The organism is Cohnella ginsengisoli, from assembly GCF_029525555.1.
In the GTDB taxonomy this organism is placed as follows: domain Bacteria; phylum Bacillota; class Bacilli; order Paenibacillales; family Paenibacillaceae; genus Cohnella; species Cohnella ginsengisoli.
Genome location: NZ_JAPDHZ010000003.1, coordinates 1,467,115 through 1,490,072, shown reverse-complemented (window position 1 = coordinate 1,490,072; position 22,958 = coordinate 1,467,115). Strand labels below are relative to the sequence as shown.

Sequence of the window (22,958 nt, the reverse complement as noted above, 5' to 3'; positions counted from 1 at the left end):
GGCAGTAAAATAGATGCATTAGAGAGAGGGAGACTATCTTAATGAGGATCTTCACGGCAATCGGCAGCCGGCGCAAGATTGCGGCCGTGCTTGCGTTTTTGCTTATGTTCCAAATAATGCTGTCGGGATTCGCTTCCGTTGGGAGTACGGCCCATGCGGCGGATAAGCCGTCGAAGTATATTACGTTTTTGTATAACGATTTTAAAGAGGCGGCCAACCGGCTGTCGTTTAACGGCGCTTCCACGTTTATGCCCGATGGCAGCTTGAGGCTGACGCCGGCTCAAGGCAACCAATTCGGTACCGTGTTCAACTGGGACAAAGTGTCGCTGCGCGATAACAGCGGCTTTAGTACTTATTTCACGTTCAATATGAACGGCGCAGGCGCTTTGTCCGGCGTGCCGCAAGGCGCAGACGGACTCGTGTTTGCCGTTCAGACCAAATCGAACAGCGCGGGGAGCCTCGGGGGCGGGATGGGCTTCGAGAACATCCCGAACAGCGTCGGCGTCGAGTTCGATACCTTCAACAACGGATCGTCCCAATGGGGCAACAACGGCGATCCGAGCGATAACCATGTCGCGGTCGATTTGAACGGCGTCGTGTCCCACGGCAGCCAGGGCGTATATGCCGAGCCCAGCAATGGCATCGACTTCAATTCGGGACAAGACGTGTACGTCTGGATCGACTACAAGGCGGCGGACAAGACGCTGTCCGTCTATTACAACAATTCCAGTACTAGGCCGGCCCAGCCTAAGCTTACGTATACGGGGCTCAACTTGGAAAACGTGATCGCTTCTAAGGACGTCTATGTCGGCTTCACCGCCGCGACGGGCAGCGCCTGGCAAAATCATCTGATTAAACAGTGGTACTTCACGAACAAATACGATCCGATCGACCTGAACAGCGCCACCTACGTGGAAGCGCCGAGCATCATGTCGGTCAACGCCGCGGTTTATAATCCGCCGACAGCAGATAACACGGGAAACAGTGTAGAAAATGCCGTGTACTACAAAGCGGATCTGAATCTGAAGGATTCCAAAAAAAATCCCGGCCAAAATATCGATTTGTTTGTGGAAAAACCTGATAACGTGACGTTCCTCGATCCCGACAACGAGTTTGCGCCGCTCTCTTCGGCGCCAAGCTTGAAAACGGACGAGAACGGAAATGCGACCTATTACTACACCGCGATCGATGCGACGAAGCCGATACCGAGCTTCCGGATCTCGACGGAATATGGCGCTTATTACGACGTCAAAGTGACGACGCCGCCGCAAGTCGAGACGGGTACGCCAACGCCGCTGTACAATGCGGACAATGCGAACGAGCAGCGAGCCCTAATACCGGTTAATATCATCAATACCGGCGGCGCGAGCTCGACATGGGGCGTCAAATATAGAGAGAAGACGGATGCCGGCAATGGGGCGTGGCTCTCCGCCGGTGGTACGGTTCCTTCGGTCGTGAATTCCTCCGGCAACTACAGCCTCACGCTGGAGCATCTGAAAGAAGACACGTATTACGAAGTTAAAGCCGTTGCATCGAATAACAAGGGACCGGCGGAAGGCGATCCGGTACAGTTCGCCGTGCAAATGCCGATGCCGCAGGACGGCGTCAAGTATTCGCGCGTCGGTCCGTCCAAGGTTTACTACGAGGACGCCGAATCCGTGCAGGTCGTCGGCGAAAATCTGTACTGGCTGAAAAAGCGCCTGCCGTACACGGACCTTAAAGTGACGATCAGCAAAGGCAGCGATTCATACGTCATTCCGCGATCCGATATCGAAACGGTCGGAACCTCGGGACTGAAGATCAAGCTGCCCAAGCCGGAAGGGAAGACGCTGCCGCTCGGCAAGTATAATGTCAGCATCGAGCATGCGTTTTTCGACGATAAGACCTTTACCGACGCGATCGAGCTGACGGACGACAAGGCTTACCGTTCGATCAATTACGAAGAAGTTACCGTCGACAACCCGAAACCGCCAAGCAAGCGCACGGCGTCCGAAGTGGACGAAATCACACTGCGCGGCCCCTTTGTCGTCAACGCATCAGAGCCTGGCGTATATCGCCTTCGGGATACCAATGCGGTCGTGACGATCAACGACAATCTGCTGTTCAAGGGCACCGAGCTCGTGATAGACAATCACAATAAACTTGCACCACCGACGATTTCGGGCAAAGGCCGTTTGTATGTGAACGGCAAAAATACGATTCCGATCTTGTCGACTTATACGATTCTTGAGGGCGACTTCGAGTTCGATCCGGAGAGCTTTTCTTTCCCAGTATCCAAAGCATTTGATTATACCGGAATGAACATGCCGGTCAGTATTAATTCGTTCACCTTCATCAAGGGCGGCATCCGCATCACCGGCAACGCCGATCTCGGCTTCAAGATCGGCAGCACCAAGATTGGCGCAAATGCCAACGTTACGGCGCTGGATTTCATGAAAAACCGCTTCGATCTGGCGGCCAACCTCAAAGCTAGCGCCGACTTCAAGAGCGGTCCGCTCGAAGCGGCCGAGCTGCGGTTCAGCATCGACACCCGCACGCCGGAGTTTGGCGTCGGCGCGTCGGCCGAGCTGAAGAAGGCAAAGGTCGGCTTCGATATCGACCTGCTGCTCAAGGACAAGAAGCTCGACTCGATCAGCTTCGCCGTCAAAAAGGAGATCAAGATCGGCTCCACCGGCGCGCAGATTACGAAGCTCGGCGGGGGCGTCTCCAACATGACCGCGCTGTCCGAAGCTCCGCTGACGTTCTCCGTGCTTGGCGGCCTGTCCGACTACTTGACGCCTAAGCTCGGCGGCAACTACATGGTCAACGGCAACGACCTGCGCATCGACCTGTCGGCCAATCACTTCGGCGCATCTGGCAAGCTCGCGATCTACTCAATCAACGTAGCCGGCGTCGACATGTTCATCGTGTTCAATCCGACCGGCTACCGCGGCTACGACCGCGCGGGCTTCGATATGGGCGCGACCGTCAACGTGCTCGACATTCTCGTCGGACAGGTGGTCGTCAAGTACTTCCAAGGCTCTTCGTTCACCGGCTACGCGAAAACGGCGGTCCAAATCCCGCGGTCGGTACCGCTGGTCGGCGGACAGCGTCTCTCCAGCGCGGAAGTCGGCGTCGATTCTTCGCGGTTCAGAGCCGCGCTGTCGGTCATCGGCATCGGCTTCGTCGTGAAGTATCCGTTCGCGACGCGCAGCTTCGACTGGGATGTCGATATGGCCTCCACCTTGAAAAATATCGGAAGCGCGGTCGTCAACACCGGCAAGGCGGTCGTCAATAAAATCAAGAGCTGGTTCTGGTACGTCGACCCGAACGGCGTATTCGAATCGACGGCAGCCGACTTCGGCGACGTGCCTGGGGTCCTCGGCGAAAAGATGTTCAGCCAAAGCGGCATTCGCGCCTCCCTCTTGGGGACTTATGTCAAGGGCCAGATCGCGACCGAAGTCACGGAGACGAATCCGACCGTGACGAAGACGGCGGACGGCAAGTTCTCGCACGCTTTTGTCGCAGGCGAATCCTACGAGGCGCTTATCGCCGTCAAGGGCGATACGGACGGCCTCAAGCTGATCTCGCCGTACGGCTCCGAGTACGAGATCCGCTTCGAGAAGAAGGACGACAAGGCGCCGAACGCTTATTACGACGCGGAAAAAGGCGTGCTCGTTATTGAAGCGGCTTTGACGCCAGGCGCTTGGAAGATCGTCGCAGGCGCCAGCCTGGGCATCACGGTGCACAAGGTTCTGTATGCAGGGGACAACGATAGCTCGATCGGCGACATCGCCGCCGAACTGAACGGCGCGACCGCCAAGAACTTGGTCCCGCTGGACATCGTCCGTCAAGGCAAATACCTCGTCGAGATCGTCGGCGGCGCAGCCGATGCCGCGCTGATCAAGGCCGACGGCAGAGTATATGCAACCGAAGCGAATGCGGCGAACGCGGCTTGGAACGTCAAGCGTGACGAAGCGGACGGCACGACATGGATGCTCGTCGAGGCGCCGGGCGCAGAGCGCTGGTACGTCGATGCAGGCGCGGACGCCAAGGTGAATCTGTACCGCATGCGTACGGATGCGACGATGAGCGAGACGATGGCATGGCGCGGAGGCTCCGAATTTGCGGCTGCCGCGAATTTCACGGGACTCAAAGGCTTCCAGGCGACGCTCGATATTTACGGCGGCAATGAGGACACCAAGCTCTACCGTCCCGACGGCACGCTGTACCCGCTCGTCTTCGACAAGAATTCGTCGGATTGGAATGCAATCTACGACCAGCAGCACGGCGTAGTCACCGCCTTGGTCGACGTGGATAAGGACGGCATCTGGATCGTGAAGTCGGGCGGCTTCACCGATCTGGACGCGATGACCTTGTCGCAAAAGTCGACGATGGCCGATCTGTACGGCCCTGACGCCGTATATACGTACAACCTGTCGATGATGGAAAAGGGTAAATACCTGCTCGATATCGCCGGAGGCGATCTTGGCACGAAGATTTACGGCACGGACGGTGCGGAAATCAAGCTCAACGCGACGCCGGACGCGGCGGGCCGCAACGCGATTCTCGACGACACGGGACTTAAAGTAACGGTGGACGTCAAATCGACGGGCACGCTGAGCGTCCAAACGAAGGGTTATGCGACGATTCAGCAATATGCGTTGGCGCCGATCCCTCAGGTGGCCAAGCTGACGGCTTCGGCCCAAGCGGAGCGCAATGCCTACGAAGTGACCTGGCAAGTCGACAATGCCAAGCCGGACACGAAGGTCAGGCTGATCATGGCGAACGACGCCAATGAGCCAGTCGGCCAAGTGCTGGCCGACAATCTCCCGGCCTCGGGCATTACTACGGTAACGCTGCCGGCGAACAACCTGCCTGGCGACTATTACCTAGCGCTCGTTGCGGACAGCGAGTCGTATGCGCCGGTGTTCAAGACGCTGGAGCAGCCGATCTCCTACAAGGCTTCGCAGATGCTGGCCAAGCCTGCCAACATCAAGGCTGTAGCAAGCGGAGATGCAGGCGTGACGATCAGCTTCGCGGATGCGGGATATGCGAGCACGACCGCTTACCGCGTTTATCCGGCCGACGCGAACGGCAACGTGGATTACAATGGCACGTCCTATGAATTCCAGCCGAACCCTGCGCTGGGCGCGAATCAGCGCTTCGTGCTGGCGGGACTCGACACGGAGCAGACGTACAAGCTGCGCGTGATGATCGTGCGTGCGAACTACGCGTCCGACGGCGAGACGCTGTCGTCGCTGCTCGTCAGCGAACTGTCCGATGCGGCAGAAGTATTCCTGCCGAAGCCGAAGCCGGCCAAGCTGGACGTATCTTACGAGGCGGGCAAACACGCGCCGTCGGAGCAGAAGTACTATCCTTACGACGTGAAAACGGAAGACCTGGAAAGCCTCAGTGACGAAGAAAAGCAGGCGCTGCAGCATACGCTGGTCGTGACGGATTCCGATCATGTCGTCGTTCATGTCGACAGCGATCAGGCTGCGACGTACAAGCTGTACAAGGATGACGCAGAAGTCGCGCCGACTAGCGGCGATCCGGCCGCATTCGATCTGGGCACCTTGAAAGAGGGACAGTACCGGATCGAGATCCAGGCGACGAACGCAGGCGGTGACACGAGCCATAGCTATAGCCAGCTGATCGTCGACCAAACGGCGCCGTACCTGTACTTGAAGACGCCGACCAACGGCGCGATCGTAAACGGCAGCCGCGCCCGGCTCGAAGGCGCGACCGAAGCCGGCACCGTGCTGACGGTCAACGACATCGTCGTGCCGGTCGATGCGATCGGACACTTCGTCTACTACGCGTCGTTCCCTGAAGACGGCGTGCTGCCGCTCGAGCTCAAGGCGACCGACGCCGCGGGCAACGAGACGGTGAACAAGCTGGAAGTGCTCGCCAGCGGCGTGGCCGCAACGGATGAGACCAATGCGGATCTGGCGGCGTTCGGAACCGGTGAGGGCGTGCTGGACGCGCCTTTCATCGCAAGCCTGACGACGTACAAGACTTCGATCGACGTGCGCGAAAAGCAAACCCGCGTATGGGCGGTACCGGTCGACAAGGGGGCGCAAGTCACGATCGGCGGCAAGCCTGTCGACGATCAATTCTCCGCCGTCGTCGACATCTCGAACGGCAGCGCCGTTCAAGCGGTCGTCAAGTCGGGAGGGACTACCCAGACCTACAACCTGAACGTGACGACCGAATCGGGCCTTGCGGGGCTCAAGTCGCTCGAGGTATCCGGTCTGGATGCCGGCGGAGCGGCGGCTGCCGAAGCCGTCGAGCTTAGCAAGGACTATGGGGCTCCGTATGAGGAAAACACGGTCTTCTATTCTGCGCAAGTCGACAATGCGACCGCATCCGTTCGCATTACGCCTGAAGAGGCTTCGCCGGGTTCATTGATTCGCATTAAGACCGGCGCGGACTCTCAGACTAAGATCGAGACGGTATCCTCCGGTCAGCCGTCCAGTCCGATCGCGCTGAACGTAGGATCCACCAAGATCACGATCGAGGTACTGTCGCCAAACGATGCGGCGGCCGTAACGAAGGATTGGACGCTCGCCAAGAAATACGTGGTGTCGTTCGACCGCAAGGTCGCAGCGGACGCGAGCCTGAGGCAGCTGGCGCTGTCCGGCATCGCGCTGACGCCGGGTGCGTTTGACGGCGCCGTGCTTGACTACAATGCTCGCGTAAGCGCCAATACGTCTTCGGCTCAGCTGAGCTTCGCCGCTGCGGACGCCACCTCCGTCGTGTGGATGAACGGCACGGCCAAGGGCTCCGCAGGAAACGAGACGCTGACGCTCGCGACGGGAACCAACCGTTTTGTCTTTGAAGTTCATGCGGCAGACGGCACGGTCCAAACGTATTCGCTCGTTATTTATCGCGATACAGCATTCAACACCTCGCTGCTGCTCGGCGAATTGTCCGTCAAAGACATGGAGCTGACGACCGAGTTCGAGCCGCTGACGAGAAACTATAAGATTAAGGACAGCACCTACAATGCATCGATCACGGTCATTGCCAAGCCGCAAACGCCGGGCGCGACCGTGAAGGTGAACGGCAAGGCAACGGACGAAAACGGTTCGGCGACGGCGATGCTTGCCGCAGGCCTGAACGCGGTCCAAATCCAGGTGACCTCCGCGGATCAAAAGGAGACCAACCTGTACTCCGTCTCCATTATGCGCAACGTAGCGGCTTCGGAGCCGACCGATGAATTCGTCGTCAAGATCAACGACGACGAAAACAACAAGGTCGCGACGGGCAAGAAGACGGAGGAGAACGGCAAAAAAGGTGCTTCGCGTATCGTTCGTGAAGGCTGAACTGAACAAGCTGCTGGCTTCGAGCGCAGGCAAGCCGGTCATCAAGATCAACGCAGGTACGGGAATCGATCGCGTCACGACCAGCCTGACCGCCGATCTGGTGAAGAGCATGCAGCAAAAAAGAAGCCATCCTGTATATCGATACGGGCAGCTCGTTCTACACCCTGCCGTCCGCTGCGCTGGATATCGCGCAAATCGTAAATACGTTCGCGCCCGACGACCTGTCGAAGGTCGCGGTATCGATCGATATCAAGCATCCTGGCGAGGACGAGCAGGAAGCGATCCGCAAGCAAGCGTCCAAGACCGGCGCTTCCGTCATCGGCACGCCGACGGACTTCAGCGTGACGTATACGTACAACGGCAAGACGATCGCGGCCGATCGCTTCTCGCAGTACGTAGAACGCGCGATCGAACTGCCGGCTGCAGACGAAGGCAAGGTCACGACCGGCGTTCGCATCCTGGAGGACGGCAGCCTGTATCACGTGCCAACCTACGTGAAGCGCGTCGACGAGCGCGACTTCGCGGTCATGAACAGCTTCACGAACAGCGTGTACGCGTTGATCGTCAATAAAGCAAGCTTCAAGGATACGGCGGGCAGATGGTCGCAGCAAGCGATCGAGGACCTGGCTTCCCGCACGATCCTGACCGGCACCGGCAAAGATACGTTCGAGCCTGCGCGCGGCGTCACGCGCGCCGAGTTCGCGGCGATGATCGTCCGGGCGCTGGGACTGCCGGCCAAGACCGACGGCGTCTACAAGGACGTGAAGGCGGCCGACTGGTACGCGCCATTCGTCTCCGCGGCCAAGACGTACGGCCTGATCAGCGGCTATCCGGACGGTACGTTCCGTCCGAAGCAGACGATCACCCGCGCCGAAGCGGTCGCCATCATCGGCAAGGCCTGGACGCTGGCCGGCCAGACCGCTGCCGGCGACAGCGAAGCGGCCGCGGCATTGGCCGGCATCTCGGACAACGCGGACATTCCGGCTTGGGTACGCCCGGCATTCGGGTCTTCCTTCAAGTTGGGCCTCATCTCGGGCTACGAGGACGGCAGCGTCAAGCCGCTCCGTACGGTAACCCGGGAAGAGACCGCGGCGATGCTGCGCAATTTGTTGGTACGGTCCGAACTGATTGAATCCAAGTAAAGAGAGAGCCGCTGCGCATCAAGCGTGCGGCGTACAGAAAAGGGACAAAAGAAACGGGATGAGGCAGCCATACGCTGCTTCATCCCGTTTTACGTTTCGTTATTGCAACTTCTCTTCAGCTTGGACGCTCGTCGATGCCGACCGCGGTCCACGCATCCTTCACCTTTTGCGCTACGGTCGCTTTCTGATCGGCCGTCAGGCCGGACAAGCGGCCAGCGGCCGCGATATAGCCTTCCCGCGCCTCATAAAAGTCTGCCGTCGGGGAGATCAAGCGATCCCGCAGCAGGATGTAGGTGAGGCGTCCCAGCGTATCCCGGCCGCCGATCCCGATATCCGCGTTGTCGATCTTGAGCGCGGTAAGGTAGGCCGCATGCGCCGGGATGCCGCTGTTGACGTGGACGCCGCCGTTGTCGTGCTGCGCGTCGATCGGCAGGTTGACGAAGTCGTTCATGTGCGCGGGCTGACCGTATTTGCCGGGATCGGCGAGGCTGCGCGATGCCGCGCCCGTATCTTCGCCGATCTCCCAGTCGTTCGCGTCCATGACGGCAGCCATGATGTCGGAGATGGCTTCGTTCAGCGCGCCGGCTTGTCCGCGGTACTCGAGCCCGACAGTATACTGGGTGACGCCGTGGGTCAACTCGTGCGCGACCAGGTCGTAGGCGCAGGAGGTACAGTTGACGCCCCCGTTTTTCAGGCCCGTACCGTCCCCGTAGTACATCGCCCAGCCGGTCCAAAAGGCGTTGTTCCGCGTTTGCGCGCTGCCGTTCACGTGGACAAACGAGAGGATGTCCATGTTTTTGTCGTCGATGCTGTTGCGGCCGTACTTGTTCTTGTAGAACAGGTAGACCCGCTTGGCATTGACGTGCGCGTCGACGGCGGCGGCGTCGCCGTAGGTCTTGGAACCGGAAGTCACATAGTCGTATCCTTGAGGCAGGTCCTTGCGCGTCGACGGCTTGCGAAAATCGAAGGTGCGGATGGCGGCGGGCCGCGTGGCGTCCAGCAGTTGATAGACCGTTTTCCCAGCATCTATGCGAGACTTCACGTAAAACGATTGCAGCGTGCCGGCGCTTCCTTTGCCGTAGCCGATAGGCGCGGTCTGGGCCGCTTGCGCAGTCGCAGCGCTTAAGCGGTTGTAGCGGTCGATCACCCCGCCCGTCGCCGCGTCCACGTAGCCGACCCAGTCGCCCAGGACAGGCCGCGTGAAGCGGAGCTGCACCTCGTAGGCTAAGTAAGCGCGGCCGTTAAAAGGATAAATAAGAAGCGAGGCTTCGGGTGCAGGGACGTCGCCGTCCTCGGGCAGCGTGCCGATCTCGCCTCCCAGATCGCGCTGAAGGAGGGAGCGAAGGGCGCCGATCGCGTCGTTCGCGCCGATGGCAGGCGTCGTATTTAAGCCGGCAAGGTCCGTCTTCATGCCCGACGCGTACTGTTCCTCGTACCTGTTCTCCCCCGGGATCGCTTCGAGACGCACGTAGCTTCCGTAAATCGGGATGCCGCGATATTGCGCCTGCAGTTGGAGGGACGTGCCGCCGTCCGGTTGCCCGGATCGGCCGACGAGACGATAACCGGCATAAGCAGCGGGCAAAGGCGCGTCTTGCGAAAGCACGGCTTGTCCGGCAAGCGGCTCTGCGGAGACGGATTGCGCGGCAGCGGAAGGAAAGACAATCGCGGCGGTCAGCGCGATCAGCGGCGGGAACATGCGGGCGAGTAAGGGCGTTCGGGATGTGCTGCGGCGTTGAAGCATGATGGGGATCCTCCTGATGTGGGCTTCCATGGCACGACGGCCACGCCAATTGTTCTATTGCTTTAAATATACATCATATTAAGGATATGGGGCATCAAATAAATGCGAGGCATCCCGGCCGCCGGCCGCACAGGCGCTCGCGGCAAAGCCCCGCAGCGCCGCCGACGTTGCGTCGGCGCTGCGGGGCTTTTTGGGCACATCCGGCAAGATCGACTTAGTAAGGCGGCCACTTCAGCTTGCGCGCCTCCTCGAACCGGGCGGCGGCGTAAGGCCAGTTCACGACATTCCACCAGTCTTTGACGTAGTCGGCCCGCTTGTTCTGATGCTTAAGATAGTAGGCATGCTCCCAGACGTCGATCGGGAGGATCGGAACGTTGTCCCATTGCGACAGATTCTGGTGCTTCTCGGCGGTCAGAATCTCCAGGCGGTGGGCTCGCGGGCTCCAGACGAGAATCGCCCAACCGCCGCCCTCGACCTTGCCCGCGGCTTGTGTGAACTGCCGCTTGAAGGCGTCGACGCTGCCGAAGTCCTTCGCGATCTGGTCCGCGAGAGGGCCTGTGGGATTGCCTCCTCCGCCCGGTTTCATCGTATCCCAGAACAGCGTGTGTAAATAATGGCCCGCGCCGTTGAACGCCAGCTCGCGCTCCCAATGCTTGACGAGCTCGAAGTCGTTTTTGCGCCTTGCTTCCGCAAGCTTGAGCTCGGCCTTGTTGAGATCGTCGACGTATGTCTGATGGTGCTTGTCATGGTGAATGCGCATCGTCGTCTCGTCGATGTAGGGCTCGAGCGCGTTATAGGCATAGGGCAGCGGCGGCAGCTTGTGGCCGCCGATCGGCACGGGCGCCGCGTTAGCGCTCGCTGCGGCGGATACAGGCGCGGCAGCCCCGTTGCCAGGCGGATTTCCCGCGCCCGCCGGCGCCTTTTTTGTTCCCCCGGCGCCCGAGCGGCGTCCGCTGGTTCCGGCCCGTCGTAGTCGCCGCTCTCCGTGGTGTCGGATTGCTCGGCAGGAAGCCGAATATCTTGGCCGAACCGACGCACGGCCTCGCTGCCGCTCCCCATGAGCAGCAGATGCTTGCCGAATTCGCGGGTTTGGAGCATCGCCTCGGCGATCAGGCTCCGGAGCCGCGCCTCCCTGGCCGGGGCTTCGACGTAGACGCCCTGCGCGTCGTCGGCCGCCTGCTCTTGCGCGGCGAACTGCGCGGCCGCGATCGTCCTGCCGAATGCGGCTTCCCACTGGCGCAGCAGCTCGGCGTATGGCGGCTCCAGATCGGGCACTGCTTCAAGCAGCGATTCCGCGTGCCGGTATTCGTGCCATTTACTGTCGATCAACTGGGCGAGCACCTTGCGTGGCAGCATAGGACCAGCCTCCCTTCGTCCCTGATGATGGCTTCGTTCCCATCGTATGCGGGAGGAGAGCTGTCCCATGCCGGGTGTGGTCAGGCGGACTCGAGCATGCCCATATTGGAGGCGCGGCTAGCCGCGGAGTCCGTATCGACGGTCTGCAGGAAGGCGGTCGTGCGCGCGACGTACTCCTCCGGATGCGTACGGAATACCATCTCGTGAATCGCGTCCTTGACAAGCCAGAGGGACGAGTCCGCATTGGTCTGCGCCTTGGCGATCCGTTCGGAGATCTCGTACGGGGCTTTGTCGTCCCGCGTGCCGTGGATGAGCAGCAGGGGGAAGCTATAGGCCGTGGACTGAATCTCGTCGGACGGGATCTGATCGAGCCGGATGCCCGCCCAGAGCGGCGTGAAGAGAGAGAGCAGGTCCATCGTCAGACGGGAAGGCAAGGCGCCGTAACGCTTCAGATTATAGGCGATCGTGTCTCCGTTCGTCACGAAGGTGCTGTCGAGAATCATGCCGTCGATCAGGGACGTATGCAAGGCGGCTTGAAGCGCGGTGCCGGCACCCATGGAGAAGCCCCAGACGATCAGCTCGTTCGAGCCCTGCGCGCGCGCATATTCCAAAGCGCCGATGAGCTGCTTGGATTCGCCTATGCCAAAGGTCGCGGCCGACCTGGCGTTAGGGTCCGCGTAGCCGTAGTCGAACATCAGCACGTTATAGTTCTGTTTATGCAGCATGTCGGCGATATCGTACATAGGGACCCAGTACTCTTCCCGATTGGCGCCGAAGCCGTGGCTGAGCACGACCGTACGGGCGCTGGCGGCAGAGGCGGGAATCCACCAGCCGTCCGTCATGCGGCCGCCGTCCGCGGCGGGGAAGGAGATGTCGTCGTACGGCAGCCCTTTGGCGGACATCGGATTCGCGTTAAGCGCGGCGACGGGCGGATGGGTGAAGACCCAGCTCATATAGCCATAGGCTCCGAAGACGATCAACACGGCGGCGAATGCGAGCGAGGCGGTACCGATCCCGAAAATACGGGCGAGACGACGGGCGGCGGTGAGACGCGGGGAATCTTCTTCGAGGTGAAGCGATCCGGCGTGAAGAGGCATAGGCGTCAGGACAGTGGTGCTCATGGGATCGCCTCCTATCAATCTAGCGCAACAATCTATTATTGAAAGCGCATTATTATCTGATAATTTAAATTTAGGGCTTACGTCCTAAAGCGTCAACGGACATTGTCGTTTTGTTAGGTACATGTAATCGAACTGTAATACTAGCTTTGGAGATTTACGTTGGGACGGTAGTGAGTTATACTCAGTGTAACAAGGTTTCATGCAGTGAAACGGAGGTGGGCCCGTTGGAAGAGGAAAAGAAAACCGTGCGCGCCGTCGAGCGCGCCCTCGACATCCTGCTCGTTTTTACGACAGGGAGCGAATGGAGCCTGACGGAGCTGGCTGCGAAGTGCGGGCTGCACAAGAGCACCGTTCATCGGCTGCTCGCGACGCTCGAAGAGAAGGGCTTCGTCATTCGGGACGACGCGACGGACAAATATAGGCTCGGGCTGCGCGTATTGGAGCTGTCGGCGCACTTCGCGCGGTCGGACGATCCGACGGTCGTGCTCATCGGCGAGATGGAAAAGCTGCGGGATCAGATGGGGGAGACGGTCAGCCTGTATATCCGCGACCGTCTCGAGCGCGTGCGGATCCAGGCGGTGCAAAGCCGGCAGGCGATCCGCCGGGTCGCGCAGGTCGGCATCCGCCTGCCGCTGTCCGTAGGCGCATCCAGCAAGGTGCTGCTGGCTTTCGAGGAGAGCAATACGCGCGAGGCGCTGCTGAGCGATCCGGCGTGGCCCGCGGGGTTGCGGAGTCCGTCCTATGCGAAGCAGCTGGACGAGGTCGTCGCGGCCGGCTATGCGACCAGCTTCGAAGAGCGGGAGCCGGGCGCTGCTGCTGTGGCGGCGCCGATCTTCAGCCGGTCGGGCAAGCTGGTCGCCGCGCTCGCCGTCTCCGGCCCTTCGAACAGGCTCACGCCCGACGTCATGGAGGAGCGCGCGTCTGCGATCATCGGGGCCGCTACGCGCATGGGCGCGCTGCTCGATTAGCAGCGGCCGCAAGCAGATCGGCGAGTTAGCCGGCTTCGCTGCTCAGACGGTTCGGATCACCCGAGAGAACCGGGTGAAGCCGAGCCGCATCTCCTTCTCAACCGCCGCAACGGCACGATCAACCGGTCAACGCAACACCCCGCTGCCTTATTCGCAATCGTTTGCAAACAACTTTTTTACAAACCATGTGACATTTGCGCTGATAGTGCCCTAATGCGCTCATCGTCGCGACCCAGCGTGCTATAACTGCACGGATAGTGCCATTTTGCGCTGATCGCGGCTGTTCGTTGGTCCCAAGCCCGCCCCACGCGACGACTGTTACAAACAGTTCCGCAAAAAAAAGAGCCTTGATCGCCGGCTTCATCGGCGCTCAAGGCTCTTTTTAAAGCATTCCATTCCAGGTCAGGACGCTTTGGCGCTCGGCGCCGGGCTGGCCGCGCTCTCGTCCTTTTTCGGCTCCAGGCCGTTCAGGAAGTCCAGCGCGTCCTGCAAAGACGCAACAGGCACGAGCTTCGGCTTTAGCTTCAAGTCGGCGACCGTCTGCTGCGCAAGGCTCCAATTGCCGAAGCCGTTCAGCACGGCGTTGATCGCGTCCTTCGGCGCGATTTTTTCGTTGTCCTGCCAGTGGTCTGCTGCTACGCGCGTGTATGGAACGAGGAAGTAGTCCGCTTTTTCACGGTCGGCTGCCATGAGCTTGTATTGGATGCCGCCGATGAGCCCGACGCTGCCGTCGGCTGCGATCGTCCCCGTGCCCGCGATTCGGTAGCCCTTGGTCAGATCCTTGTCCTGCAGCTGGGAGATGATCTCGAGCGTCATCATGAGGCCCGCGGAAGGGCCGCCCGTGTCCTCGAAATCGAACTTGACCTTGTCCGGCGGCGTCACCTTGAGCACGGTCTGATTGGTAAAGCCGACGCCAGCCTTGCCCGTGCCGGGCATCTCGATGAGCGGTACGCTCGCCGCAAAAGATTTACCCCCGCGCGTGCCCGCCAGCTTGACCGTATCGCCGGCCTTTTTTGGACGACAGGTACTTGCTGAGCTCCTCCGCGTTGTTCGCTTTGACGCCGTCCACCGAGGTGATGATATCCCCCTCCTGCAGACCGTGCTCCCGCGCCTTCGTCTCTTTGATGAACGAATTGACGATGATGCCCTGTTCCTTCACGTCGATCTTCTTGTCCATCGCCGTGTAGGCGGCGAGCAGGGCGTTGGCCTCGGAGCTGTCTCTCATCCAGGCCATCAGGTTGCGGTAAGCGCTGAGGCTGACCGTGCCGCCCGTCGCCTTGGCCTGCGTCTGGATATCCATTTTGGGATTCAGCCAGGCATATATGATGGAGAATACGTTCGGTTTGGAGTAGGACGATACGGTCGTGAAGAGCAGCTCGCCCTTCTGATCGACCTTGTGGTCCGTCTCGACGCGTGGGTGCACGGGCTCTGCCGAACCCGGTCCGTACAGGACGTACGGCAAGGACCAGTTGCTGGCGACGATCACGACGACGATGAGCGCCGCGATGATGATCGCCGGTCTATAACGCCGGATAAAACCTTTATTCTCGGTTGTCAATGCGATCGTCACCTCCGTCCTTCATTATAGCGCATCATAATCCCGTTTCCCAAACCGATCAAGTCAGCCCGACGTTGCCGCATGAAAAAAGCCGCATCGCCGGGAGCGACCCCGGGATACGGCTGATTGCAATACGAATTATTGGTTCGCGATCATCTGGCGCAGAACGGTCTGAAGGATGCCGCTGTTGCGGTAGTAGTCGACGTCGACCATCGAGTCGAGGCGGACGATGACCGGGAAGGAGAAAGTCGTGCCGTCTTCGCGCGTCGCGGTAACGGTGATCGTCTGGCCCGGCTGCACGTCGTTCGAGAGGCCTTCGATGTCGAACTTCTCGTGGCCGCTGATGCCGAGCGTCTTCCAGCCTTGGCCAGGTTGGAATTGCAGCGGCAGCACGCCCATGCCCACGAGGTTCGAACGGTGGATCCGCTCGAAGCTCTCGGCGATGACCGCCTTGACGCCCAGGAGGAACGTGCCCTTGGCCGCCCAGTCGCGCGAGGAACCGGTGCCGTATTCCTTGCCGGCGATAACGACGAGATTCGTCTTGTTCTTCTGGTACTTCATCGACGCGTCGTAGATCGACATGATCTCGCCGGTCGGCAGGTACGTCGTCACGCCGCCTTCGGTGCCCGGAGCGACTTGATTGCGAATCCGGATATTGGCGAACGTGCCGCGCATCATGACCTCGTGGTTGCCGCGGCGGGAACCGTACGAGTTGAAGTCCTTCTTGTCGACGCCGTGCTTGATCAGATACTCGCCGGCAGGGCTGTCGACCTTAATGTTGCCCGCAGGAGAGATATGGTCCGTCGTGACCGAATCGCTCAGCAGAGCCAGCACGTTGGCGCGCTTGATGTCGCCGATGTCGCCCGGCTTATCGCCCAGGTCGGTGAAGAACGGCGGGTTCGCGATGTAGGTCGACTTGTCGTCCCACTCGTACAGCTCGCCTTCCGGCACGGGGATCTTGTTCCACTGCTCGTTTTGCGTAAAGACGTTCTCGAACTTCTTGCGGAACATCTCGGGATCGAGCGAAGCGGCGACGGCTTGCTGGATCTCCTCGTTGGTCGGCCAGATGTCCTTCAGGTAAACCGGCACGTTGTTAGGGTCGTAGCCGATCGGATCGTTGGCAAGGTCGATATTGACCGTACCGGCCAGCGCGTATGCGATAACGAGCGGCGGCGAAGCGAGATAGTTCGCTTTGACCTGCGCGTGCACGCGGCCTTCGAAGTTCCGGTTGCCCGAGAGAACTGCGGCCACGGTCATGTCGTTGTCGGCGATCGCTTGGCTGACTTCGTCAGGCAGCGGGCCGGAGTTGCCGATACAGGTCGCGCAGCCGTAGCCGGCGACGTAGAAGCCGAGCTTCTCCAGGTAAGGAAGCACGCCGGCCTTCACCAGGTAGTCGGTGACGACGAGCGAACCCGGGGTCAGCGAGCTCTTGACGTAAGCAGGCTTCGTCAGGCCGCGTTCGACGGCTTTTTTCGCGACGAGGCCGGCGCCGATCATGACGCTCGGGTTCGACGTGTTCGTGCAGCTCGTGATCGCCGCGATGACGACGGCGCCCGTCGTGAGCGTGCTCGCTTGGCCGTTGCGGTGCTTCACCGGCGCGGTCTGCGCGATCTTCTCGTCGGAGAGGCCGTAGCCGCCCTTGTCGATCGGCGTGCGGATGATGTTGTTGAACTCTTCCTTCATCGCCGTCAGCTCGACGCGGTCTTGCGGACGCTTCGGACCGGCAAGCGAAGGCACGATGGTGGAAAGGTCGAGCTCGATGACGTCCGTGAACGTCGGATCCGGCGTGTCGTCGGTGCGGAACATGCCTTGCGCTTTGTAGTAAGCTTCGACAAGCTCGATTTGCTTCTCGTCGCGGCCGGTCAGGCGCAGGTAGTTCAGCGTCTCATTGTCGACCGGGAAGATGCCGATCGTCGCGCCGTACTCAGGCGCCATGTTGGCGACCGTCGCGCGGTCGGCCAGGCTGATGTTGGAAAGGCCCGGACCGAAGAACTCGACGAACTTGCCGACGACGCCCTTTTTGCGAAGGATCTGGGTGACGGTCAGCGCAAGGTCGGTCGCCGTAGCGCCTTCGGCGAGACTGCCGGTCAGGCGGAAACCGATGACTTCAGGCATGACGAAATATAGCGGCTGGCCGAGCATGCCGGCTTCGGCTTCGATGCCGCCGACGCCCCAGCCTACGACGCCGAGGCCATTGATCATCGTCGTGTGGGAGTCCGTGCCGACGAGCGAGTCCGGATACACTTCGGTTACGCCGTCTTTGGTCTTGGTTGCAGCCACGGATGCCAAGTACTCCAGGTTGACCTGGTGGACAATACCCGTAGCCGGAGGAACGGCTCTGAAGTTGTCGAATGCGGTCTGCGCCCAACGCAGGAAGCGGTAGCGCTCTTCGTTGCGCTCGAATTCGAGGTCCATGTTGATCTGCAGCGCGTCCGCGGTGCCGAATGCGTCGACCATAACGGAGTGGTCGATGACGAGGTCGACGGGAACGAGCGGGTTGATGCGCTTCGGATCGCCGCCAGCTTGCTTGACGGTCTCGCGCATCGCGGCGAGATCGACGACGACCGGTACGCCGGTGAAGTCTTGCAGCACGATGCGGGCAGGGATGAATGGAACTTCCTTATCTTCGCGGCCGTTCGCCCAGTTGGCGATTTGCTTCACATGCTCCAGCGTGATGGCGCGTCCGTCGAACTGGCGGACAGCGGCTTCAAGCAGGACTTTCATCGAGAAAGGCAGCTTGGACACGGGGCCCAGGCCTTGCTCTTCCAGACCTTGCAGGTTGTAGTAGCGATACGAATTGCCCGCTGCCTGCAGGTCGGCCTGTACGTTGTACGGAAGGGTGGACAAAATAATCGGCCTCCTAGATAAGATTGCACGGATTCCAAAATAAAGGGCGTCGCGAGGATGAGAAGCATTCTCGTTTACGTTTCATTCTGTGAAACCCGATTTCAAAATTAAACCTTCCTCATTATTATAGCGCTATCCCGGCGCGCAGTAAAGAGAGATTGTGTCTAGTTTGTTGCCAATGAGGGGAAAAACGGCCGGTATGGCATGAGGTTTAGCATGCCGCAAACGGTGGGGATCATCCGTGGCGGGGCGACATCGCATCGTTCATGCGCTAGCATGGAACCGCCGCGGCGGGCATACATTTGAACGGATGCATTCTGTGTCGTACGGGAGGGGAGTCCGGTGCCGGAATTGGACGAACGGATAAAGAAGGCGCTGGTTGAATACGTGAACGTGGTGAACGAAGCGGAATTAAACCGTTCGCCGGAGGCGCTGGCGCGGATCGGCGACGAGGCGCACCGCTGGCGGTTGGAACGCCGGACGCGCGCGCTTCGGCGGCGCGACGCTTTTTCGGCTGCGCGGCCGCGGCGGGGCGAGATTCGCGCCCGCGTCTTGCGGTGGAAAGCCGGAGAGAAGGAGGCCTACGTCGATCTGCAGCTGCTGATCGCCAGAGCGTTCGGCGCCGGCGCTGCCGGCTATGCCGAAGAGCGGATCGAGCGCGAACGGATCCGGCTCGTTCCCTTCGGCGCCGAGTGGCGATTGGACCGCGCGGAGCCGCTGGGCGACGAGCGGTCGTCCGCTGCATTGCTGGGAACCGGCGCCGAGGGAGCGTTTGGCCCGGGGGACGAGTGGCCGGTGGCGCCGTCCGTTCCGTTTATTCCGGCTCGGGACGGGTATGCGGCTTGGCAAGGGATCGCGAGCGGCGTTCTAGCCGCGCCTTGGGCGAATCCCTACGGGGGATCGCCCGCGCGCAGCGGGCCCTACGACCGTGAAGCCGCCGTCGCGTATGCCGAGTCATGGTGGGATAAGGCGAATCCGGCGTACGAGCTTTTCGAGGTGAACTGCACCAACTATGTCTCGCAGTGTCTCTTTGCAGGGGGGCGCGCCCATGAACTATACTGGAAAAAGAGAATCGGGCTGGTGGTATCACGGGTTGTCGAGCGGCCAGGAGCGCTGGAGCTACAGCTGGGCGGTCGCGAACAGCCTGCAGCATTTTTTGAGCCAGCCGCGGCCAGCCGGGCTTCGGGCCGAGCGCGTCGAGCGCCCCGAGCAGCTGTCGCCGGGCGACGTTATTTGCTACGATTGGGACGGCAACGGCCAATTCAGGCACAATACGATCGTGACGGCGCTCAATGAGGACGGCATGCCCCTGGTCAATGCCAACACCGTGCCCAGCAGGCACCGGTACTGGGACTATCGCGATTCCTACGCCTGGACGGAGAATACCCGGTATCGTTTTTATCGTATCGAGGCGATTTTTTTAATTCAAAGGGCGAATTTACGAGGCAGTCGAACTAGGCGGAGGTCAAGCTGACAATGGGAACTGGACAGAAGATTCGCGTCGGGCTCGTCTACGGCGGCCGCTCTGGCGAGCATGAAGTATCGCTTCAGACCGCGCTGGCGGTGCTGAAGGCGTTCGATTACGACAAATACGAACTTATTCCTTATTATATAACGAAGGAAGGCAGGTGGCGTTCGGGTTCGCTGCTCGCGTCGCCGCCTGACGCCGTCGCGGAGCTGCAGTTCGAGAAGACGGGCGAAGCGGGAGAGACCGGCTCGTCGCTCATTCCCCTCATGCAGGGGATGTCGGAAACGGCGGTATCGGAAGCCGGCCGCCGCGAGGGCATCGGTTCGGTGGACGTCGTGTTTCCGCTGCTGCACGGCACCTTCGGCGAGGACGGAACGATTCAAGGCCTGTTCGAGATGGCGAATCTGCCCTATGTAGGGGCGGGGGTGCTCGCCTCTTCGGTCGGGATGGACAAAGCGGCGATGAAGACGATGTTCGCGGCGGCCGGCTTGCCGCAGGTCGGGTATAGAGCGTTCACGCGGTTTCACTGGAACAAGGAGCGTGAGGCGCTTCTGGACGGCATCGAGCAGAATATCGGCTATCCGAGCTTCGTCAAGCCCGCCAATCTCGGGTCCAGCGTCGGCGTGTCCAAAGCGCGCAATCGCGAGGAGTTAGCTGCTGCCGTTGAAGAAGCTTTGCGGTTCGACCGCAAGGTCATCGTGGAGGAGTTCGTCGACGCGCGGGAGATCGAGGTCGCCGTCCTGGGCAACGACGAGCCAAGGGCGTCGGTCGCCGGCGAGATCGTCAGCTCGAACGAATTCTACGATTACAAGGCCAAGTATATCGACGGCAAATCCGCCATGATCATTCCGGCGGAGATCCCCGTGGAGACGGCGCAGGCCGTTCGCGAGATGGCGGTTCGGGCCTTTCTGGCGATCGATGGTTCAGGGCTGTGCCGTGCGGACTTTTTCCTGCGCAAAAGCGACGGCGCGCTGCTGATCAACGAGGTCAACACGCTGCCGGGCTTCACGCCGTTCAGCATGTATCCGCTGCTATGGCAGGAGACGGGCGTCTCCTACCGGGAGCTTCTCGACACGTTGATCGAGCTCGCGCTCGCCCGTCATGCCGAGAAGCAGTTGATCGATTACGGCGGCTGATCGGGAAGCTGGCCGGCAGATCATCGTGGCGAGTTAGCCGAAAAAACCGTGCAACTGCGATGACGGAGCTGCGATCGGTGCGAGTTAGCCGGAAATACCGCGTAACTGCGATGACGGAGCGCGATCATGAGCGAGTTAGGCGGAAAAACCGTGCAACTACGACGTTGGAGCTGGGATCGGGGCGAGTTAGCCGGAAAAACCGTGCAACTGCGATGACGGAGCTGTGATTGGGGCGAGTTAGCCGGAAAAACCGTGCAACTACGACGTTGGAGCTGGGATCGGGACGAGTTAGCCGGAAAAACCGTGTAACTGCGATGACGGAGCGCGATCATGAGCGAGTTAACCGGAAGAACCGTGCAACTGCGATGACGGAGCTGCGATCGGGACGAGTTGGCCGGAATAACCTTGCAACTAAAAAAAGCACCGCCGTCAGCGATGACGGCGGTGCTTTTGTCTAAATCTCAGTCAAGGAAATCCTTCAGCCTGCGGCTGCGGCTCGGATGGCGCAGCTTGCGTAGCGCCTTCGCTTCGATCTGCCGGATCCGCTCGCGGGTGACGCCGAACGCCTTGCCGACTTCTTCAAGCGTACGCGTATGGCCGTCGTCGAGGCCGAACCGGAGGCGCAGCACGCTCTCTTCGCGCTCGGTGAGCGTATCGAGCACGTCTTCGAGCTGCTCTCGCATTAGCTCGAAAGCGGCCGCGTCGGCAGGCTCCGGCGCGTCCTGATCCTCGATGAACTCGCCCAGCCGGGAGTCGTTCTCCTCGCCGATCGGCATCTCAAGCGACACGGGCTCCTGCGAGATCTTCATGATCTCGCGGACCTTGTCGATCGTGATGTCCATCGCCTGGGCGATCTCTTCGGGGGTGGGCTCGCGGCCGAGCTCCTGCAGGAGCTGCCGGGAGATGCGGACGAGCTTGTTGATCGTCTCCACCATATGCACGGGGATCCGGATCGTGCGCGCGTGGTCCGCGATGCTGCGGGTGATCGCCTGGCGGATCCACCACGTAGCGTACGTGCTGAAGCGGAAGCCCTTGCGGTAATCGAACTTTTCGACAGCCTTGATCAGGCCCATGTTGCCCTCTTGAATCAAGTCCAGGAACAGCATGCCGCGTCCGACATACCGTCTTGCTATGCTGACGACCAGCCGAAGATTGGCTTCGGCCAGACGCTGCTTGGCTGCTTCGTCGCCTTCCTCGATCCGATGAGCGAGCGCGATCTCTTCGTCGGCCGTGAGCAGAGGCACGCGGCCAATCTCCTTCAGATACATGCGGACCGGGTCGTCCATCCGAATGCCCGCGGGCACCTTCAGGTCGTCGTCCATGAAGTCGACAACGGGAGAATCGGTATCCATCGTCAAAGCGCATCCCTCCATCCGGTAAAAGTGCTGGGGCGGAACGGTGTAGAATAACGGAATTGACATCCGGCGGGATATGTGCTATCCTGAAGTAGGAATCTTATGCTTTGGATGTCTTATAAGTACCATTTCTCATTATATCACGAAGTAGGCATTTATACAACAAGTAAATCAAATAAATTTGGACCGGATCTTACGCCACGTTTTCGGACGAGCGATGGAGCCGGTCCTTTTTTGGTTGGATCGCGCGGCGTTTACTTTCATTGCGAGCGGTCTACGGTTTATAATAGCAGCAAAAGTCCAAGGGCGGAGGGATGCAGATGGGATTCCAGACAGAGTTCAATTCGGTGTGCAAATTCAAGTCCGAGCAGGAGCTCTACGAGCTGCTTGAATACGGACGGGGCAAAATGGTCAAAAAGCAGTTCCGCGTCTTCCCTACGGGCCAGAAGGTCATCGCGTACGCGCCTGACAACCGGGCGGTCGCCATCGTCCGCATCGTCGCTTCGATCGCAGAGATCAACTTTCAAGGGGAAGAAGTGACGGAGGTCGAGATGGAGCTGATCCGCAAGCTCACGGACGAGGAGTCGCGCGTACAGACCGCGCTCGCGCACGAGATGTTTTTCGGAGAACAGCACGCCTAGACGTTCATGACGGGAGGCATTCGCCATGGGGACGAAGTGGGAATACTGCACGTTGAAGTACAAGACCGGCGGCTGGCTCGGCGGCAAGGTCGACGAGCAGGAGTTCCAGGACGAGCTGAACCGGTACGGCTATGAAGGCTGGGAGCTGGTGTCCTGCTTCGATACGAGCCAGGGACAGGGCGCTTCCCGAGACATCATCGTCGTCTTCAAGCGACAGTTATAGAAGATAGAGAGCGGCAGACCTGCTCGCACTACATAAGCGCACTGCCCTCGGCCTGTAGGCCGGGGGCTTTTTTTGCATCCTTAAAAAATGTA

14 protein-coding genes and 2 pseudogenes are annotated in these 22,958 nt (G+C 60.3%); 7 read left to right on the top strand and 9 right to left on the bottom strand.

What is annotated here, in order from left to right; all coding sequences use genetic code 11:
* Nucleotides 1–41: 41 nt before the first annotated feature.
* Nucleotides 42–7,310, top strand: a complete 7,269-nt coding sequence (locus OMP38_RS18060) for a cadherin-like beta sandwich domain-containing protein (protein ID WP_277566353.1) — start codon at nt 42–44, stop codon at nt 7,308–7,310.
* A gap of 157 nt (nt 7,311–7,467) precedes the next feature.
* On the opposite strand, the gene OMP38_RS18055 is transcribed toward OMP38_RS18060, so the two are convergent.
* Nucleotides 7,468–7,674, bottom strand: a complete 207-nt coding sequence (locus OMP38_RS18055; protein ID WP_277566352.1) for a hypothetical protein — start codon at nt 7,672–7,674, stop codon at nt 7,468–7,470.
* On the opposite strand from OMP38_RS18055, the gene OMP38_RS18050 reads away from it, so the two are divergent.
* Nucleotides 7,652–8,452: an S-layer homology domain-containing protein gene (locus OMP38_RS18050; protein ID WP_277566351.1), complete on the top strand. Its 801-nt coding sequence runs from the start codon at nt 7,652–7,654 to the stop codon at nt 8,450–8,452. The two genes, OMP38_RS18055 and OMP38_RS18050, sit on opposite strands and share 23 nt — an antisense overlap.
* Before the next feature lie 115 nt (nt 8,453–8,567).
* Here OMP38_RS18050 and OMP38_RS18045 read toward each other — a convergent pair whose 3' ends face one another.
* The 3 genes and pseudogenes from OMP38_RS18045 to OMP38_RS18035 form a co-directional block, all read right to left on the bottom strand.
* Nucleotides 8,568–10,193 carry a M4 family metallopeptidase gene (locus OMP38_RS18045; RefSeq protein WP_277566350.1) on the bottom strand — a complete coding sequence of 542 codons (1,626 nt, stop codon included), beginning with the start codon at nt 10,191–10,193 and terminating at the stop codon, nt 8,568–8,570.
* Nucleotides 10,194–10,407: 214 nt separating this feature from the next.
* Nucleotides 10,408–11,037: pseudogene (locus tag OMP38_RS18040) on the bottom strand (superoxide dismutase); the annotation flags it as partial.
* Nucleotides 11,038–11,629: 592 nt separating this feature from the next.
* Nucleotides 11,630–12,670, bottom strand: coding sequence for an alpha/beta hydrolase (locus OMP38_RS18035; RefSeq protein WP_277566349.1), 1,041 nt, complete (start codon nt 12,668–12,670; stop codon nt 11,630–11,632).
* Between the two features lie 224 nt (nt 12,671–12,894).
* Here OMP38_RS18035 and OMP38_RS18030 point away from each other — a divergent pair, with 224 nt between their 5' ends.
* Complete coding sequence (locus tag OMP38_RS18030) at nt 12,895–13,638, top strand: IclR family transcriptional regulator (protein ID WP_277566348.1); 744 nt, start codon at nt 12,895–12,897, stop codon at nt 13,636–13,638.
* A gap of 118 nt (nt 13,639–13,756) precedes the next feature.
* On the opposite strand, the gene OMP38_RS18025 is transcribed toward OMP38_RS18030, so the two are convergent.
* The 4 genes from OMP38_RS18025 to acnA all read right to left on the bottom strand — a co-directional run bounded on the left by OMP38_RS18025 (nt 13,757) and on the right by acnA (nt 18,049).
* Nucleotides 13,757–14,002 (bottom strand): hypothetical protein, encoded by a 246-nt coding sequence (locus tag OMP38_RS18025; RefSeq protein WP_277566347.1) that lies wholly within the window; start codon nt 14,000–14,002, stop codon nt 13,757–13,759.
* A 38-nt stretch (nt 14,003–14,040) separates the two neighbouring features.
* Nucleotides 14,041–14,574, bottom strand: coding sequence for a S16 family serine protease (locus OMP38_RS18020; protein WP_277566346.1), 534 nt, complete (start codon nt 14,572–14,574; stop codon nt 14,041–14,043).
* A 31-nt stretch (nt 14,575–14,605) separates the two neighbouring features.
* Nucleotides 14,606–15,196, bottom strand: a complete 591-nt coding sequence (locus OMP38_RS18015; protein ID WP_277566345.1) for a PDZ domain-containing protein — start codon at nt 15,194–15,196, stop codon at nt 14,606–14,608.
* 138 nt (nt 15,197–15,334) lie between these two features.
* Nucleotides 15,335–18,049, bottom strand: coding sequence for an aconitate hydratase AcnA (acnA, locus tag OMP38_RS18010; RefSeq protein WP_277566860.1), 2,715 nt, complete (start codon nt 18,047–18,049; stop codon nt 15,335–15,337).
* Between the two features lie 891 nt (nt 18,050–18,940).
* On the opposite strand from acnA, the pseudogene OMP38_RS34785 reads away from it, so the two are divergent.
* Together OMP38_RS34785 and OMP38_RS18000 are read left to right on the top strand one after the other, a co-directional pair.
* Nucleotides 18,941–19,517, top strand: a pseudogene (locus OMP38_RS34785) (amidase domain-containing protein); the annotation flags it as partial.
* 2 nt (nt 19,518–19,519) lie between these two features.
* The gene (locus OMP38_RS18000; protein ID WP_277566344.1) at nt 19,520–20,647 is read left to right on the top strand and encodes a D-alanine--D-alanine ligase; all 1,128 of its coding nucleotides are present in this window, start codon (nt 19,520–19,522) and stop codon (nt 20,645–20,647) included.
* A 461-nt stretch (nt 20,648–21,108) separates the two neighbouring features.
* Here the strand turns inward: OMP38_RS18000 and rpoD are convergent, their stop codons facing one another.
* On the bottom strand, nt 21,109–21,999 hold the full coding sequence (gene rpoD / locus OMP38_RS17995) for an RNA polymerase sigma factor RpoD (RefSeq protein ID WP_277566859.1): 891 nt from the start codon (nt 21,997–21,999) through the stop codon (nt 21,109–21,111).
* Nucleotides 22,000–22,322: 323 nt separating this feature from the next.
* On the opposite strand from rpoD, the gene OMP38_RS17990 reads away from it, so the two are divergent.
* Entirely contained in the window at nt 22,323–22,643 is a 321-nt protein-coding gene (locus OMP38_RS17990) for a hypothetical protein (protein ID WP_277566343.1), read from the top strand.
* Nucleotides 22,644–22,668: 25 nt separating this feature from the next.
* Nucleotides 22,669–22,866 carry a DUF4177 domain-containing protein gene (locus OMP38_RS17985; RefSeq protein WP_090108999.1) on the top strand — a complete coding sequence of 66 codons (198 nt, stop codon included), beginning with the start codon at nt 22,669–22,671 and terminating at the stop codon, nt 22,864–22,866.
* Nucleotides 22,867–22,958: the final 92 nt, after the last annotated feature.

What these genes read in the sequence shown, in the direction of transcription:
- OMP38_RS18020 (WP_277566346.1), bottom strand. Translation starts at nt 14,574, where the DNA reads ATGCCCGGCACGGGCAAGGCTGGCGTCGGCTTTACCAATCAGACCGTG.
- OMP38_RS17990 (WP_277566343.1), top strand. Translation starts at nt 22,323, where the DNA reads ATGGGATTCCAGACAGAGTTCAATTCGGTGTGCAAATTCAAGTCCGAG.
- OMP38_RS18035 (WP_277566349.1), bottom strand. Translation starts at nt 12,670, where the DNA reads ATGAGCACCACTGTCCTGACGCCTATGCCTCTTCACGCCGGATCGCTT.
- OMP38_RS18025 (WP_277566347.1), bottom strand. Translation starts at nt 14,002, where the DNA reads ATGAAGCCGGCGATCAAGGCTCTTTTTTTTGCGGAACTGTTTGTAACA.
- rpoD (WP_277566859.1), bottom strand. Translation starts at nt 21,999, where the DNA reads ATGGATACCGATTCTCCCGTTGTCGACTTCATGGACGACGACCTGAAG.
- OMP38_RS18000 (WP_277566344.1), top strand. Translation starts at nt 19,520, where the DNA reads ATGGGAACTGGACAGAAGATTCGCGTCGGGCTCGTCTACGGCGGCCGC.
- OMP38_RS18060 (WP_277566353.1), top strand. Translation starts at nt 42, where the DNA reads ATGAGGATCTTCACGGCAATCGGCAGCCGGCGCAAGATTGCGGCCGTG.
- OMP38_RS18045 (WP_277566350.1), bottom strand. Translation starts at nt 10,193, where the DNA reads ATGCTTCAACGCCGCAGCACATCCCGAACGCCCTTACTCGCCCGCATG.
- OMP38_RS17985 (WP_090108999.1), top strand. Translation starts at nt 22,669, where the DNA reads ATGGGGACGAAGTGGGAATACTGCACGTTGAAGTACAAGACCGGCGGC.